The organism is Janthinobacterium sp. 78, from assembly GCF_003096775.1.
Lineage (GTDB): Bacteria > Pseudomonadota > Gammaproteobacteria > Burkholderiales > Burkholderiaceae_D > Janthinobacterium > Janthinobacterium tructae.
In genome coordinates this window covers 390,912-407,483 of sequence record NZ_QENT01000001.1, presented here as the reverse complement: position 1 = coordinate 407,483, position 16,572 = coordinate 390,912, and the positions used below count along the sequence as shown (strand labels likewise).

Here is a 16,572-nt window from a genome sequence, read left to right as displayed (position 1 = left end):
AGGATTACTTTTCTTTGCCGAACAGGCCGGCGGGACGCAGCAGCAGCACGATGACCATCACCACGAAGACCACGGTGGCCGAGCCTTCCGGGTAGAACACGCGGGTCAGGCCCTCGATCACGCCCAGGCCCAGGCCCGTCAGGATCGAGCCCATGATGGAACCCATGCCGCCGATCACCACCACGGCAAACACGACGATGATCAGGTTCGAGCCCATCAGCGGCGAAACCTGGATGATCGGTGCTGCCAGCACGCCGGCGAAACCGGCCAGCGCCACGCCGAAGCCGAAGGTCAAGGTCACCATCAGCGGCACGTTGATGCCGAACGCTTCCACCAGTTTCGGGTTTTCCGTGCCGGCCCGCAGGTAGGCGCCGAGCTTGGTTTTTTCGATGACGAACCAGGTCGCCAGGCAGACGGAGAGCGAGGCGATCACCACCCAGGCGCGGTAGTTCGGCAAGATCATGAAACCGAGGTCCGTCGCGCCGGCCAGCGCTTCAGGCACGGCATACGGCTGGCCCGAGACGCCATAGAAAGAGCGAAACACGCCTTCCATGATCAGGGTGATGCCAAAGGTCAGCAGCAAGCCATACAGGTGGTCGAGTTTATACAGCCAGCGCAGCATGGTCTTTTCGATCAGGATGCCGACCAGGCCGACGAGGATCGGGGCGATGACCAGCATGGCCCAGTAATTGATGTCGAAATAACTGAGGCCCATCCAGGCCAGGAAGGCGCCCATCATGTACATGGCGCCGTGCGAGAAATTAATAACGTTAAGCAAGCCGAAGATGACGGCCAGACCGAGGGACAACATGGCATAGAACGAGCCGTTGACGAGACCCAGCAGCAGCTGGCTCATCATCGCTTGTATTGGAACGCCGAAAATTTCCATGGCATCACAGTATAAAAAGCACCGCCGGATAGCGGTGTGGTATCAAGGGAAACACGCCACCGCAGACCAGACTGGTGCGGCGGCGCAAGGCGAACCCTGCGAGCGAAGTGCAGGACGGAGCACCCGCGCAGCGGCGGGTACTCCATGGATGTTGCTACAGCCTTACTTCCACAGCGAACACTTCGATTCCGCCTTGGTCACATACGCTTGCGCACCGGGCACGGTGGCAACCACCTTGTAGTAATCCCATGGGTATTTCGACTCGGATGGCTTTTTGACTTCCATCAAATACATATCGTGCACCATGCGGCCATCGGGACGCACTTCGCCATTCTGCGTGAACATGTCGTTGATCTTGGTCTTCTTCAGATACGCCATGACTTTCTCTGTGTCATCCGTCCCCAGCGCCTTGACGGCTTTCAGGTAGGTCGCCGCGGCCGAATAGTCGGCCGCCTGCAGCATCGACGGTTCCTTCTTCATCTTGGCGAAATAGCGTTTCGACCAGGCGCGCGTGTCCGCATTCAAGTCCCAGTACCAGCCATCGGTCAGGTACATGCCTTGCGTCAGGTTCAGGCCCAGCGAATGGATGTCGTTGATGAAGATCAGCAGACCGGCCAGCTTCATCGATTTCGTCAGACCGAATTCGTTGGCCGCCTTGATGCTGTTGATGGCGTCGCCGCCGGCATTGGCCAGGCCCAGGATTTGCGGCTTGGACGCTTGCGCCTGCAGCAGGAAGGACGAGAAATCCGAGGCGCCCAGCGGATGCTTGACGCTGCCCAGCACCTTGCCGCCGGCCGCCTTGACGACCTCGGCCGTGTCTTTTTCCAGCGAATGGCCAAACGCGTAATCGGCCGTCATGAAATACCAGCTCTTGCCGCCCTGCTTGACGATGGTACCGCCCGTCCCGCGCGCCAGCGCTACCGTGTCGTAGGCGTAATGCACGGTGTAGGGTGTGCATTCTTCATTCGTCAGGCGCGAGGAGCCGGCACCGATGGCAATGAAGATTTTTTTCTTTTCTGCCGCCACCTTGGCCATGGCCAGGCTGGCGCCGGAATTGGTGCCGCCGATCAGCATGTCGACACCTTGCTGGTCGAACCATTCACGCGCCTTGGAGGCGGCGATGTCGGCCTTGTTTTGATGGTCGGCGGAAATGAACTCCACCTTCTTGCCGGCCAGTACCACGCCGGCATCGGCGATCGCCATCTTGATGGCTTCCGCGCCACCGAGGCCGTCGACGTCGGAATACACGCCCGACATGTCGGAAATAAAACCGATCTTGATGGTGTCGCCCGATACCTGGGCGTGCGCTGCAGCGGAAAAGCCCAGTGCGCAAAGAGTGGCGGTGGCAATGGCGATAGCGTTACGTTTCATAGTGTCTCCGTTGGGATTATTGTTTGCTATTTAAACGATTGCTCGACGACGATACAGAACTACATGGGCATTACACGCCAAGCAGCTCGGTCAATACCGGCATCTTGGCTTCCAGTTCGGATGCAGCAAAGGTCTCGACGATCTGACCGTGCTCCATCACATAAAACCGGTCCGCCAGCGGTGCGGCAAACCGGAAATTCTGTTCCACCATGACGATGGTGTAACCCTTCGCTTTCAGGGTGGTGATCATGCGCGCCAGCCCTTGCACGATGACGGGCGCGAGGCCTTCGGAAATTTCATCGAGCAGCAGCAGGCGCGCGCCCGTGCGCAGGATGCGCGCCACGGCCAGCATCTGCTGTTCCCCGCCCGACAATCGCGTGCCCTGGCTGTGGCGGCGTTCCTGCAAATTCGGGAACATGGCGTAGATTTCCTCGACCGACATGCCCTTCTCGCCGCTGGCCAGGGTCGGCGGCAGCATCAGGTTTTCCTCCGTCGACAGCGAGGAAAATATGCCGCGCTCTTCAGGACAATAGCCGATGCCCAGGTGGGCGATTTTGTGCGTGGCCAAACCTATCGCTTCGACGCCATTGACTTTGATGGAACCCGTGCGTGCGCCCGTCAGCCCCATGATGGCACGCAAGGTGGTCGTGCGGCCGGCGCCATTACGGCCCAGCAAAGTCACCACTTCGCCCTGCTCCACTTTCAAGTTCACATCGTGCAGGATGTGCGATTCGCCATACCAGGTGTGCAGTTGTGCAATTTCCAGCGCGGGTGCCTTGTTGCTAGCGGTCATCAATGTGCCCCTTCCAGTTCGGCGTGGGTGGTGCCCATGTACGCTTCCATCACTTGCGGATTGCGCGACACTTCCGCGTAACTGCCTTCGGCCAGCATGGCGCCGCGCTGCAGGACGGAAATCTTGTCGCAGATGCCAGAGACCACGCTCATATTGTGTTCCACCATCAAAATGGTGCGGCCGACCGAGACTTTCTTGATCAGTTCGGTGACGCGGTGCACGTCTTCGTGGCCCATGCCCTGGGTCGGCTCGTCGAGCAGCATCATTTCCGGTTCCATCGCCAGGGTGGTGGCAATTTCCAGCGCCCGCTTGCGTCCGTACGGCATGTCGACCGTGATGGTGTCGGCAAACTCCGTCAGGTCGACTTCGGCCAGCAAGGCCATGGCGCGGTCATTGAGCCGGTTCAAGGAACGCTCGCTTTGCCAGAAGTGGAACGAGGTGCCCAGCTGGCGCTGCAAGCCGATACGCACATTTTGCAGCACGGAGAGATGCGGGAAGACGGCGGAAATCTGGAAGGAACGGATCACGCCCATGCGGGCGATCTGCGCCGGTTTGGCTGCCGTAATATCTTTCCCATTGAACAGGATCTGTCCACCGGTGGGGACCAGGAATTTGGTGAGCAAGTTGAAACACGTGGTCTTGCCGGCGCCGTTAGGACCGATCAAGGCGTGGATATGGCCCCGCTCTACCTTCAGGTTCACCTCGCTCACTGCGGTGAAACCCTTGAATTCCTTGGTCAAATTTCTTGTTTCCAAGATTACGTTTGACATCGTGTCTCCTAGTTGTACTTTTTGTACTACTTAGTCATTTTTATAATACACAACTTAAATTTAACGCACAATACAGTATAACTACGGGGATTTTGCGCCAGCCCGAATAGCGCAAACCCGTGCTTTGCCACAGTCATTTCCAGGCCGCATGTATCATTTGTGCCGCTTTTTCCGCAATCATCACGGTGGGCGAGTTCGTGTTACCAGAAGTAATGTACGGCATGATGGAGGCATCAACCACCCGCAAGCCGCCCACGCCGAGCACGCGCAGCTGGCTGTCGACCACGCTCGACGCATCGCCTGCCACGCCCATGCGGCACGTGCCCACGGGGTGAAAGATGGTGGTGCCGATCTGGCTGGCCGCCTGCGCCAGCTCTTCCTCGCTCTGGAATTGCACGCCAGGCTTGTATTCCTGTGGCGCAAATTTTTTCAGGGCCGGCGCGGCGGCGATGGCGCGCGTCAAGCGCAAGGCGTCGGCCGCAACCTTGCGGTCCGGCTCGGTACTCAGGTAATTGGGCACGATCTTCGGCGCCGCATAGCTGTCGGCCGAGGCGATGTGCACGTGGCCGCGCGAGGTGGGGCGCAGATTGCAGACGCTGGCCGTAAACGCGGGAAACGCGTGCAAGGGCTCGCCGAATTTGTCCAGGGAGAGCGGCTGCACGTGGTATTGCAGGTTCGGCGTGGCTTGCTGCGCATCGGACTTGGCGAACGCGCCCAGCTGCGACGGTGCCATCGACATGGGCCCGCTCTGAAATAGTGCATATTGCAAGCCGATCTGCATCTTGCCGACAATATTGCTGGCCATCACGTTCAAAGTCTTGACGCCCTGCACTTTAAAGACCATGCGCAGCTGTAAGTGATCCTGCAAATTGCCACCCACGCCAGGAGAGTCCAGCACGGGCGTGATGCTGTGTTCGCGCAGCAAGGCGGCCGGGCCGATGCCGGACAGTTGCAGCAATTGGGGCGAACCGATGGCGCCCGCCGTCAGCAAGGTTTCCCGTTTGGCCGTCGCCTGCCACTGCGTGCCGCCGCCCGTAAACACGATGCCCGTGCAACGCGGTCCCGATTCTGTCGTCTCCAGCAGCAGACGTTCCACGTGACAACCCGTCATGATGGTCAGATTCGGGCGCCGCGACGCCGGTTTCAAAAACGCTTTCGAGGTATTCCAGCGGATGCCGCGGCGCTGGTTGACGTCGAAATACGCGCTGCCGCTGTTGTCGCCACCGTTGAAATCGCTGGTTTTCGGAATGCCGACCTGCTGCGCCGCGTCGCGGAACGCATTCAAAATATCCCAGGATAGCCGCTGTTTTTCCACGCGCCATTCGCCGCCCGCGCCATGGTTTTCCGACGCGCCACCGTAGTAATCTTCGCTTTGCTTAAATAGCGGCAAGACTTTATCCCAGCGCCAGGAAGCGTCGTCCGTCAGGTCGGCCCAGTGGTCGTAATCGCCGGCCTGGCCGCGCATGTAGATCATGCCGTTGATGGAAGAGCTGCCGCCCAGGACTTTGCCGCGCGGATACATCAGGCTGCGCCCGCCCAGGCCCGCGTCCGCCTGCGTGGAATACAGCCAGTCCGTGCGGGGATTGCCGATGCAATGCAGATAGCCGACGGGGATGTGTATCCACACGTAATCGTCCTTGCCGCCCGCTTCCACGAGTAAAACGTGGGCATCCTTGTCGCGTGTGAGCCGATTGGCCAGCACGCAACCTGCCGTACCGCCACCCACGATGATGTAGTCGTATTCGCCTGCCGATTCCAATGAAGCTCCTTTCGGTATGCCATCAAGCTGTCGCGCGGCGTGTCTCCCCGCCGCGTCCCGTTACCAGAGTCTGTCTTTCTTCATGCATGCATGGCTGTTGAGCCGCATTGAGATTACCACCAGTGCCGGGCCAGGGCGACATTATTCGTGGCAAGCGGCGCGACACGCTCAAAAGCCGGGCAAAAACAGGGTCTGCGAGCTGTGGATAACCGTATGGATATCCACAGGGACGATATGTGTGTAAACGAAAAATTTTTTCGGCAGCGTTTTTTTGTCCAGAAACCGTCCCAGGCAGATACACCCCTTACTCAGCGCTTATCCGCACGCCAAGCGATTGTTTACAAGGATAAATCAGGACTTATCCACAGAAGATGCCACCGTTAACTACTATTACTATTCTTGTATACGAACTTGTTAAGGTAAACCCGACAAGCACGCTTTGCCTGCCCTCCGCCATCGAAAAGGTTCACAAGCCTGTGTCCTCGAAAAAAGCCGACAAGCTGCTTTGGCTGACAAAAAAAATCGCGCCAACAACTGAGCGACGAAAACCGGCACGGCCGGCATCACGCACACAGCACTGCCAAACCGTTTTGCAAAATGGAAACGTCAACAGACCTGACCGGGCACAGTGCCAGCAAGCCGTTCAATGTCGAAAAGAGGGGGGATTTACAACGATTGTGGATAAGTCACTTGATATCCACAGGATGACTTGTGCGTAAACACGAACTTTTGCGCAGGCCCGCATTTTATACAATTTTGCTCCTCGCGTGATACAGCGATTATGCACGCTTTATTTTTCGCGTAAACGATTGATCCTGTTGAAAAAAAGCGACTTATCCACAGAAAAAACCGCGTTTACTATTACTACTATTTTTATATAAAGATCTATTGTAAACCGATAAAAAAAGCGGAAGTCCGGGGATATTTTCAAAAAGCATGCAAAAAGCATCCCAAAAAAAAAGCCAACGGCGACATCGCGACCCACTGCCAAACCGTCTTGCAGGAATCACCTCGATGCCAACGTTCGCAAAAGAACAGCGCCCGTGGTCGCTCAAGCTTAATTGCCAAACTTGATTGCCAAACAGGGATCTGAGCATACGAAGCACGTCAAACATGCCACTACAGCAAGAAAACCCGTGATTTTTGCCAAGCACTGTGGATAAGTGCCTGCATATCCACAGGATGAGATGTGGGAAAAGTCGATCTTTGTCCACAGCCCGATTTTTATCCCAAACAAGTCCTCGCTCGATACAATGCTTGTGCGCCTACTTTTTTGTGCGCCAAGTAGATGATTCTTATACGGTATACCGACTTATCCACAAAAAAATGGCCGTTTACTATCACTACTATTTTTATGTATACATCTTTATTTAAAACACAGAGACAAACGCGAACGGTGGAAAAGTCACCGAAACGGCTGTTTTCACCCTGTAAACCGTCTGGCAATTCAAAAAACCTGTAAAAACAGCATGAAATCACACACAAAAATGCGTTTAGGCATCATCAGTGCCTTGCACGAAGAACAGCAGGGGCTGGTAGAAGCCATGCAAGGGCCCCAGAGGCGTTCGCACGGCATGCGCGACTACACCCTGGGGACCTTGTGGAATATCGACGCTGTGTGCGTCCTGTCGCGTCTGGGCAAGGTTGCCGCTGCCATGACAGCTTCTATCCTTGTGGAAAAGTATGGAGTTACCCACATCGTCTTCACCGGCGTGGCCGGCAGTGGGGATAAACACGTGAAAGTGGGCGATATCGTGGTGGCCGAAGCCTTGCTGCAGCACGATATGGATGCCCGCCCTTTGTTTCCCCGTTTCGAAGTACCGCTGACGGGACTGCAGCGCTTTGCCACGGACCTGGAACTGAGCACGCAACTGGCAGCTGCCGCGGACGATTTTTTGCGTGACGATGTTTCCAGCGTGCTCAAGGCGGCCGATATCGCGGCGTTTGGCTTGCAGCACGCGCAAGTCCACCGCGGCCTGATCGCCAGCGGCGACCAGTTCATCAGCAGCGCCGCGCATCTGCACCAACTCAAAGTGGATATTCCCGACCTGCTGGCCGTCGAAATGGAAGGTGCCGCCGTGGCGCAAGTGTGTTTTGAACTGGGCGTGCCGTTTACGGTCATGCGCACCATTTCCGACAACGCCAACGAAGAAGCGGCCGTCGACTTCATGCGTTTCGTGCAAACGGTCGCCTCGCCGTATGCGTTTACGGTGCTTCAGCAGCTATGCCAGCGCCTGGCCGGCTGATTTTCATTCAAACGTGCATAAAAAAAGGGCAGAACCACTGGTTCTGCCCTTTTTGCGTTGATGACCTGCTTAAATATTAGACACTGAGCATCATTAAACTCGCGTTACCACCGGCCGCCGTCGTATTCACGCACAGCGCCCGCTCAGCGACCAGGCGCCACAGGGGGATGACACCCTCCTGCGTGGTGGCGATGGTGCCCACCAGGGCCCCTTCCCGGGCCGCCAGCAGCGGTTTGAGCTGGCCATCGAGACTAGCCTCGATCATGGCGATCTGGAAATCATGCCCGACCGACGCCAGGCTGCTGACGACCTGGATGCGGTCCTTCAGCGCGGCCGGCAAGTCGCCCGGGATCAACTCCGGCGATTGCGCCAGCACCAGGGCCTGGTTTCCGGTGGCCAGCACGGCCGCCAGCTGGTTCATCAAGGTGCCGGAGGTGGCCGCCGCGCACAGTATCGTGCCGCGTGCGGCAAAGCTCAGGGTATTGCGCTCGCCGGTCGGGCCTGGCAACACGGTGGTGCTGCCCAGCAAGGTCGTGCGCGCGTATTGCTGCGCCAGTTGCTCGATCTTGTCGTGGCCATGCATCTTGGCCCACACGGTCAGCGCATCGAGCGCTGGCGGCGCCTGGCGCTGGTGCTGCGGGCCGGCCGCTGCATTGCGCTGCAGGCGTTTCAGGTACAGGGGGCCGCCCGCCTTCGGACCGGTCCCCGATTTGCCTTCGCCGCCGAACGGCTGTACGCCGACGACGGCGCCGACGATGTTGCGGTTCACATAAATATTGCCCACGTGCGCGCGCCTGGTGATGAAATCGATGGTTTCATCGATGCGCGTATGGATGCCCAGGGTCAAGCCGTAACCGCTGTCGTTGATCGATTGCACCAGTTGCGGCAGTTCGGAGCGTTTGTAGCGGATCACGTGCAGTACGGGACCGAAGACTTCCTGCGTCAATTGCGCCAGTGACTTGATTTCCAGCACGGTCGGGGCGACGAACGTGCCTTTGACGGTCGGCAAATCGAGCGAATAATGGTCGATGGCCATGGTTTTCATCTTGTTGATGTGCGCCAGCAGATTGCTTTGCGCTTCCGCATCGATGACGGGACCGATATCGGTGGCCAGGCGGTCAGGATTGCCAACGCGCAATTCCTGCATGGCGCCCTTGAGCATGTGGATGGTCTTGTCGGCAATTTCCGCTTGCAGGAACAGCACGCGCAAGGCCGAGCAGCGCTGGCCGGCGCTATCGAAAGCGGACGACATCACGTCTTGCACCACTTGCTCCGGCAAGGCGGACGAATCGACGATCAGGGCATTCTGGCCACCCGTCTCGGCGATGAGGGGAATATCGATGCCTTCGGTCACGGCACGCGCGGCCAGGTTGCGGTTGATCAATTGCGCCACTTCCGTCGAGCCCGTGAAAATCACGCCTTTCACGCGCGCGTCATTGCACAGGCCGGCGCCAACGATCTCGCCGCTGCCGGGCAAAAATTGCAGCGCACCGCGCGGCACGCCCGCCGCATGCAGCAATTGCACGGCGCGGTGGGCGATCAGCGGCGTTTGCTCGGCTGGCTTGGCCAGCACCACATTGCCTGCCGCCAAGGCGGCGGCCAGCTGGCCCGTGAAGATGGCCAGCGGGAAATTCCACGGGCTGATGCAGGTGACGGGACCGAGCGCCTGGGTCGCCGGCGCGTGTTCCACCTGCGCCGCGTAGTAGCGCAGGAAGTCGACGGCTTCGCGGATTTCCGCGATCGCGTTCGGCAAGGACTTGCCCGCTTCGCGCACGGCCAGGGCCATCAGCTCGATGTGGTGCTCTTCAAACAGGTCGGCCGCGCGTTGCAACGCTTGCGCGCGGATCGAAGGCTCCGTGGTTTGCCACTCGATGGCATACGCGCTGGCGCTGGCCAGGGCCGTTTCCACGTCGGCCGGACCGGCTTCCATGACCTTGCCCACGACATCGTCGTGCTGGGCCGGATTGTGCAGCATGTGCGTGGGGCCATTCAGGCTGACGGCGCCATCGATCAGCGGTGCTGCCTGCCAGGATTGCTGCTGTGCCAGGCCGGTGGCCAGGGTGCGCAAGGTGTCTTCATTTGACAGGTCCAGCCCGGCCGAGTTCCTGCGTTCGCTGCCAAACATGTCCAGTGGCAGTGGAATCGACGGGTGCGGCAAGCCGCCCTGCAGACGCGCCTGCTCCAGGGGATCGCGGATCAGGCTATCGATGGCCACGCTTTCGTCGACGATCTGGTTGACGAACGACGAGTTGGCGCCGTTTTCCAGCAGGCGGCGCACCAGGTAGGCCAGCAGGGTTTCATGCGAGCCGACGGGCGCGTAGATGCGGCACGGCTTGTCGAGGTTGTCGGGGCCGACGACCTGGTCGTACAGGGTTTCGCCCATGCCGTGCAGGCACTGGAATTCATAGTCGCTAATGCCGTCGCGCTTCGCCCAGGTATAGATGGTCGCCAGGGTTTGCGCGTTGTGCGTGGCAAATTGTGGATAGATCAGGCTGCTGGCGGCCAGCAGTTTTTGCGCACACACGAGGTAAGAGACGTCCGTGTAGACCTTGCGCGTGTAGACGGGATAGCCTTCCTGGCCATCGACTTGCGCGCGTTTGACTTCCGCATCCCAATACGCGCCCTTGACCAGGCGCACCATGAACTTGCGGCCGCTGCGGTGCGCCAGGTCGACCAGGAAATCGATGGCGAAGGGGCAGCGTTTTTGATACGCCTGCACCACGTAGCCGATGCCGTCGAAACCGGCCAGGTCCGCATCGAACGCCAGTGCTTCCATCAGGTCGAGCGACAGTTCCAGGCGGTCCGTTTCTTCCGCATCGATGTTGAAGCCGATGTTGTACTGTTTGGCCAGCAACAGCAGCGCTTTGACCTTTGGCAGCAATTCTTCCATGACGCGGGTGCGCTGAGCGCGGCTGTAGCGCGCGTGCAGGGCCGACAGTTTCACGGAAATGCCGGGGCCGTTGCGGATGCCGCGCCCGTTCGAGGCCTTGCCGATGGCATGGATCGCCGTTTCGTACGAGGCATAGTAGTTGGCCGCGTCGGCTTGCGTCAGGGCCGCCTCGCCCAGCATGTCGTACGAGTAGCGGTAGCCGCGCGTTTCATTCTCGCGGCTGTTCTTCAGCGCTTCCTCGATGGTTTGCCCTGTCACGAACTGGTTACCCAGCATGCGCATGGCCAGGTCGACGCCTTTGCGGATCAGCGGTTCGCCGCCTTTGGCGATGAGCTTGGTCATGGCCGAGCCGAGGCCCGATTCGCTGCTGGTACTGACCAGTTTGCCCGTAATCAGCAAGCCCCAGGTGGCGGCGTTGACGAACAGCGACGGCGATTCGCCCAGGTGCTTCTTCCAGTCACCCTTGCTGATTTTGTCGGCGATCAGGCGATCGGCCGTCTGACTGTCGGGTATACGCAACAGCGCTTCAGCCAGACACATCAATGCAACACCCTCTTCCGACGACAGCGAGAACTCGTGCATCAGTGCATCGACGCCGGAGGCGCGTGTGCGTTTGTGGCGTACGTTTGAGACGAGGCGGTGCGCCAGCGCTTGCCCTTCGGCCGTCGTTTCGGTACTGCTGGGGCGCACTTGTTGCAACAGCCACTGCACGGCGGAAACCTCATCGCGCCTATAGGCGGTGGTGATGGCGGCGCGTTGTGGTGTCGCTTCAGGCAGGATTTCTGCCTGGAACGCAGCAAAAGGAAGCGGGGTAAAAGCCGAGGGGCCTGCAGGGTGCATAAGCGCTCTTTACAAGGAAAAAGGGGACGAAAACTGACGTAATTCTTGCTCTTTTTTGGTGCAAAAAAATACAGAAAGTCGGACGTTAAGATGATTCGATTGTAAAGGGGATTCTTATGGATTAATTCTGGTAATACAGGGGACTAGCAATAGATAGTTTTTGATGCGACAATTTAACCAAATAATATTAATTTGGGGGTGATGGTAATGCTGGACAAGATCAGTAAGAAAATCTTGATGGAATTGCAGAGCGATGGACGCATCAGCAATGTGGAGCTGGCCGCGCGCGTGAACCTGTCGCCGGCCGCCTGCCTGGAGCGCGTGCGCAAATTGCACGAATCCGGTTACATCATGGGCTATACGGCCCAGTTGAACCCGCAGCTGCTCGACGTCTCGCTGCTGGTGTTCATCGAAGTGGTGCTCGATCGCACGACACCGGAAGTGTTCGACGCCTTCAAGCATAGCGTACAAATCATTCCAGAGGTACTGGAATGTCATATGGTCGCCGGCGGTTTCGATTACCTGGTCAAGGCGCGTGTCAAGGACATGGCCGCCTACCGCGAATTCCTGGGCAAGACGCTGTTGCAGAAAGGTGTGCGGGAAACCCACACTTATGCCGTCATGGAAGAGGTCAAAAACACCACCAAATTGCCAATTAAGTGACCTTGGTGTAGCCGCCCCACTTTTCTGATTGAGCTATCGGAACAAATGTTGTAGGGTAGAACTACACACTGCTATCCAGTAGCCGCCTGAAACGCCGCGCAGACGTGATGTTCAGGGTGCAAGGTGGGCAATCGTGCCCACCTGCATACGGTTACAGCACGTCCCTTTCGCGGACGTGACGGGTTCGCGCAGCGGGGGACAAATGAAGCAGTTGCAGCATCAGCTGGTGCGTTTCTTTGCATTCACGATCCTGGCCATGGCCGTAGCCTGTTGCCTGGCCTATCTGCTGCTGCTGTCGGGCGGCGACCATCCTTATCTGATTGCCTGCGTGGCTGCCGCCATCGGCGCTGCGCTGCTGGCGTTCGCCGGACGTCCACGCGGCGAGCCGGGCTTGCACCAGTTTGCCGACACGGTGGGCAACGCCATCGACGCCATCATGATCGGCGCGGCGGAAACCTCGTATTTTGTCGACTCCGTCAAACAGAAGGTGGAACTCGATGTGCGCACGGCCAGCGACATCGCCGACAGTTCTGCACAAAATGCCGTGATGACGGAAAAGATCGCCGCCAACGCGGAACGGGCCGCCAAGGTGGCCGCCGGCGTACGCGTGGAAAGCGTGGCGGCGCGCGCCGAAGTCGATCAGGGGCTGCGCCGCATCAACAAGGCCCGCGAGGAAGCGCAAGGCGCCTCCAGCACCATGCTGAGCTTGCAGGACAAATCCAAACGCATCACGGGCTTTACGGAAGCCATTTCCGATATTTCCGCGCGCACCAACTTGCTGGCGCTGAACGCCGCCATCGAGGCGGCGCGTGCCGGCGAACACGGGCGTGGTTTTGCCGTGGTGGCGGGGGAAGTGCGGCAATTGGCGCAGCGCACCAAGGAAGCCTCCGATGAAATCAGCGTAATGGTGCGCGAAATCAATGAACAGTCGGAAAAAGCTGCGCGTGGCATGAGTTCGCTGGCGGCGGGCGTGACGGAAGCGGCGCGCAATGTGGAAAGCGTGCATGCCTCTCTCAGCCATATCGAGGAATCGTCGGGCGAGTCCGAGGACGCGATCGGGCAAATCGCCCGCGCCTCGCGCGAACACGTCGAGACGACGCAGCTGATCGCCGACGCCATCGAGCAAATCCGCGACAGCATGCTGTCGACGAATGTCGAATTGCCGCGTGCCACGCAGTCGGCCATGGCCCTGGCAGAGCGGGCCGAGGCGATCGCCGGCGCTTTGGGTGAATCGAGCGTGGCCACGCCGCACGATGAAATCCGCGAGACGGCCCAGCGCGCCGCGCGCGAGGTGGGCAAACTGTTCGAGCAAGCCATCGCCTCGGGGCGCATCACGCGCGAAGCGCTGTTCGACCGCCATTACCGGCCCATCCCGAACACCAATCCGCCCAAGCACAACACGAAGTTCGACGCGTTTACGGACAAGGTGCTGCCGGACCTGCAGGAAGGCGTGCTGGCGGCATTACCCCATCTGGCGTATGCGGGCGCCGTCGACAACAATGGATATTTTCCAACGCACAACAAGAAGTTTTCCCAGCCGCTGACGGGCGATTACGCCACCGATATGGTGAATAACCGCACCAAGCGCATCTTCAGCGACCGCACGGGCAAGCGCTGCGGCAGCAACACCAAGGCCTTCCTGTTGCAAACCTATAAACGCGACACGGGCGAAGTCATGCACGATTTATCCGTGCCGATCCACGTCGATGGCAAGCACTGGGGCGGTTTCCGAATCGGTTATCGGTCCAGCAATCACGCATAGCAAAACGCCTGATGAGAGATCATCAGGCGTTTTTTCTTGGGCCAGCTACGCTTACTCAATATGCGGCTTGGGCGCTACGCCGCCACCGGCCGCCGTGGCCGTGCGTAAAGTGGGCGTGTTCATGCTTTCCAGGTGGTTGCGCAACCATTTGTGGGCGGGGCTGCGGGCGTCGCGCTCGTGCCACAGCATGTCCAGGTGGACGGCGGGCAAGGTCAGTGGCAAATCCTTGTACAGCAGCGACTCCGTCATGCCCGTCGAGGCGATCAGATGGCGCGGTAAGACGGTGATCAGGTCGGAATTGGCAACGACTCTGCCTGCCGTGAAGAACTGGTTGACCGTCAGCAAGATGCGCCGTTCGCGGTGGATCTGCGACAGCGCTTCGTCGATCAAGCCATGCGCGCGGCCGGAAAAGCTCACCAATAAATGGTTCGCCGCGCAATAGTTATCCAAGGTCAATTCCTTGTCGGCCAGCGGATGGCCGCGCCGCATCACGCACACATATTTGCCGGAATACAGGCGCTCATGGCGGATGGGCGAACCCGTTTCGCTCGACAATTGCGCCGCCACGCCGGGAAAGAAGCCCACGGCCAGGTCGATATCGCCGCGCAACAACATCGGGCGCGGTTCGCGCGTGGTCAGCGGCATCATGCGCACGTTGACGCCCGGTGCTTCCCGTTCGATCGAGCGCATCAGCGAGGGCAGCCAGAAGGCGGCGGTCGCATCGGCCATGGCCATGCGGAACGTGGCGTGGGTCTTCGACACGTCGAAGGTTTCCGGCGTGACGGCCGCTTCCAGGCTGGCCAGGGCCGAGCGCACGGATGGCCACAGCGCTTCGGCGCGCGGCGTGGGTTTGACGCCATATGCCGTGCGGATCAGCAATTCGTCACCGAGGCTCTCGCGCAGGCGTTTGATGGCGTTCGATACCGCCGGCTGCGTCATCGCCAGGTGGCCGGCTGCGCGCGTCAGGTTTTGTTCCGTCATGACGGCGTCGAAAACACGCAGCAAGTTCAGATCCAGCGTCAGAAAACTCATGGAAAGCCCAAGATAAAAGTTGAATTGATTACTTGAGAGTGTAAACCGCGCCGCGCGCGAATATTTTCACTCGTCAAAAAATATTACCGTTTTCCATTCACGATTCATATAATTGGTATCAAGAAATGGAATTAGATTTATATGTTGCACTGCACTATAGTACTGGCAAATTCTATAATGCACTGGAACAGTATGTCTACCTTCGCCGCCGCCCTGTACGCAGTATCCGCACCCGTGCTGGAAATTTCCCTGCTCAACGCCCTGCAACTCGTGCTGGTGATCGTCGCCGTGGGCGCGTTCGCCCTGCTGTTCAAGCCTTTGCTGGTGGGTATCGCCCGCGCCATGGTGCTGGTGGTGCGTCCCAAGCTGAGTCGAGAAGAGCGCCTGGCGCGCCAGCAGATGCGCGAAGCGCAAGCCTTGAAGCGCACCTTGGGCAAGATGGATGGCGTGTCGCCCAGCAATGCCGCTGAATTGCGCGCCCTGTCGACGCGCGCGTAAGCAGAGAACTGTTGCAGAATGACAAGCCGGCGCGAGCCGGCTTTTTTACGCCCGCGTTTTCGTTCAGGCCGCTTTAGGCCATATCGCCCAGCAAATGGGCGCGCAGCAAGCTGTCGGCCGGATGGGCGCCGATCCAGATCTTCAGCAACGCATTGTAAAAGGCCAGGTCCGGCACTGTGTCGCCCACCTGCTTGCCGTTCAGCTTGCACAACGTTCCCTCTTCCGGCAGCCAGTCCACCGTCAGGATGTCGCCTTTTTTCAGGCCGGGCACCATGGCGAACATGGCGCCGAACTGCATCGTCTGGCTCAGCAGACGCGTGCGGTCAGCCTGCTCGGAGCTGCGCTTCAAGCCCTGCATGAAGGCGTGACCCAGCTCGTCGGAAGTGATGTCGCGCAACATGACGATTTCCAGACGGCGCGGCCCGGGCAGGGCCAGGATGTCGGCCAGCTGGGTTTTCTTTTCCGGCAGGTACAGCGCAATCGTGTAGACCTTGAAGATGACCTTGTAGCGCACGCCAGCGCCGTTGAGTTTCAATTCGCGGCTGGCCAGCTGCACGGTCTCGTCCAGTTTGACGCCGCCCACCTCGACGGCCAGCGCTGCTTGTGCCAGGGCAGCGCACAGGCAGGCACAAGCCAGGGAGCGGCCCAAACGGGATGTGCTTATTTGCATCTTCTACCTCCGTGGAAACCATGGGCTGTGGATAAGTCAGCACACAGTGTAGAACAGTTGGCAGAAGCTGGCGCCACGCAGAAGTGGCTCAGAAATGGCGGGGAGAAAAGCTTAGGGCTTGGCGGGCAGCTCCGCCTGCAGGCGTTCGTACTTGGCCATCAATTGTTCCGGGCTTTCGCGCCAGGCGGGATTGAAGGGGATGCAACTGACGGGGCACACTTGCTGGCATTGCGGCTCGTCAAAGTGACCGACGCATTCGGTGCACTTGTTGGGATCGATTTCATAGATTTCCGCGCCCATGTAGATCGCGTCATTCGGGCATTCGGGCTCGCAAATGTCGCAATTGATGCATTCGTCGGTGATCAGTAATGCCATGATTTCACTCTTAC

At 59.0% G+C, this 16,572-nt stretch carries 13 protein-coding genes; 4 read left to right on the top strand and 9 right to left on the bottom strand.

The genetic code is table 11. The features are described 5' to 3' along the window. Positions 1–4 precede the first annotated feature (4 nt). The 5 genes from C8C92_RS01700 to C8C92_RS01680 form a co-directional block, all read right to left on the bottom strand. The gene (locus C8C92_RS01700) at positions 5–889 is read right to left on the bottom strand and encodes a branched-chain amino acid ABC transporter permease (RefSeq protein WP_034752662.1); all 885 of its coding nucleotides are present in this window, start codon (positions 887–889) and stop codon (positions 5–7) included. A 162-nt stretch (positions 890–1,051) separates the two neighbouring features. Next, the gene (locus C8C92_RS01695) at positions 1,052–2,260 is read right to left on the bottom strand and encodes an ABC transporter substrate-binding protein (protein ID WP_116742861.1); all 1,209 of its coding nucleotides are present in this window, start codon (positions 2,258–2,260) and stop codon (positions 1,052–1,054) included. Between the two features lie 70 nt (positions 2,261–2,330). Then, positions 2,331–3,053, bottom strand: a complete 723-nt coding sequence (locus tag C8C92_RS01690; protein WP_071080021.1) for an ABC transporter ATP-binding protein — start codon at positions 3,051–3,053, stop codon at positions 2,331–2,333. Continuing rightward, a complete protein-coding gene (locus C8C92_RS01685; protein ID WP_099761182.1) occupies positions 3,053–3,823 on the bottom strand; it encodes an ABC transporter ATP-binding protein in 771 nt (256 codons plus the stop codon). The genes C8C92_RS01690 and C8C92_RS01685 overlap by 1 nt, the downstream gene beginning before the upstream one ends. Positions 3,824–3,956: 133 nt before the next feature. Then, complete coding sequence (locus C8C92_RS01680; protein ID WP_116742860.1) at positions 3,957–5,582, bottom strand: GMC family oxidoreductase N-terminal domain-containing protein; 1,626 nt, start codon at positions 5,580–5,582, stop codon at positions 3,957–3,959. Positions 5,583–7,051: 1,469 nt separating this feature from the next. On the opposite strand from C8C92_RS01680, the gene C8C92_RS01675 reads away from it, so the two are divergent. Beyond that, complete coding sequence (locus tag C8C92_RS01675) at positions 7,052–7,828, top strand: 5'-methylthioadenosine/adenosylhomocysteine nucleosidase (protein WP_116742859.1); 777 nt, start codon at positions 7,052–7,054, stop codon at positions 7,826–7,828. Positions 7,829–7,904: 76 nt separating this feature from the next. Here C8C92_RS01675 and putA read toward each other — a convergent pair whose 3' ends face one another. Further along, positions 7,905–11,558, bottom strand: coding sequence for a trifunctional transcriptional regulator/proline dehydrogenase/L-glutamate gamma-semialdehyde dehydrogenase (gene putA, locus C8C92_RS01670; protein ID WP_116742858.1), 3,654 nt, complete (start codon positions 11,556–11,558; stop codon positions 7,905–7,907). A 207-nt stretch (positions 11,559–11,765) separates the two neighbouring features. Here putA and C8C92_RS01665 point away from each other — a divergent pair, with 207 nt between their 5' ends. Continuing rightward, positions 11,766–12,221: an Lrp/AsnC ligand binding domain-containing protein gene (locus tag C8C92_RS01665; protein ID WP_010393827.1), complete on the top strand. Its 456-nt coding sequence runs from the start codon at positions 11,766–11,768 to the stop codon at positions 12,219–12,221. Between the two features lie 202 nt (positions 12,222–12,423). Further along, a complete protein-coding gene (locus C8C92_RS01660; protein ID WP_116742857.1) occupies positions 12,424–13,983 on the top strand; it encodes a methyl-accepting chemotaxis protein in 1,560 nt (519 codons plus the stop codon). A gap of 51 nt (positions 13,984–14,034) precedes the next feature. On the opposite strand, the gene C8C92_RS01655 is transcribed toward C8C92_RS01660, so the two are convergent. After that, positions 14,035–15,015, bottom strand: a complete 981-nt coding sequence (locus tag C8C92_RS01655; RefSeq protein ID WP_034752642.1) for a LysR family transcriptional regulator — start codon at positions 15,013–15,015, stop codon at positions 14,035–14,037. Between the two features lie 192 nt (positions 15,016–15,207). Between C8C92_RS01655 and C8C92_RS01650 the strand changes: the two genes are divergently transcribed. Beyond that, positions 15,208–15,513, top strand: coding sequence for a hypothetical protein (locus C8C92_RS01650; RefSeq protein ID WP_099761194.1), 306 nt, complete (start codon positions 15,208–15,210; stop codon positions 15,511–15,513). A 73-nt stretch (positions 15,514–15,586) separates the two neighbouring features. Here C8C92_RS01650 and C8C92_RS01645 read toward each other — a convergent pair whose 3' ends face one another. Together C8C92_RS01645 and C8C92_RS01640 are read right to left on the bottom strand one after the other, a co-directional pair. Further along, entirely contained in the window at positions 15,587–16,183 is a 597-nt protein-coding gene (locus C8C92_RS01645; protein ID WP_099761196.1) for a chalcone isomerase family protein, read from the bottom strand. Between the two features lie 111 nt (positions 16,184–16,294). Further along, entirely contained in the window at positions 16,295–16,558 is a 264-nt protein-coding gene (locus C8C92_RS01640; RefSeq protein WP_070303217.1) for a YfhL family 4Fe-4S dicluster ferredoxin, read from the bottom strand. Positions 16,559–16,572: the final 14 nt, after the last annotated feature.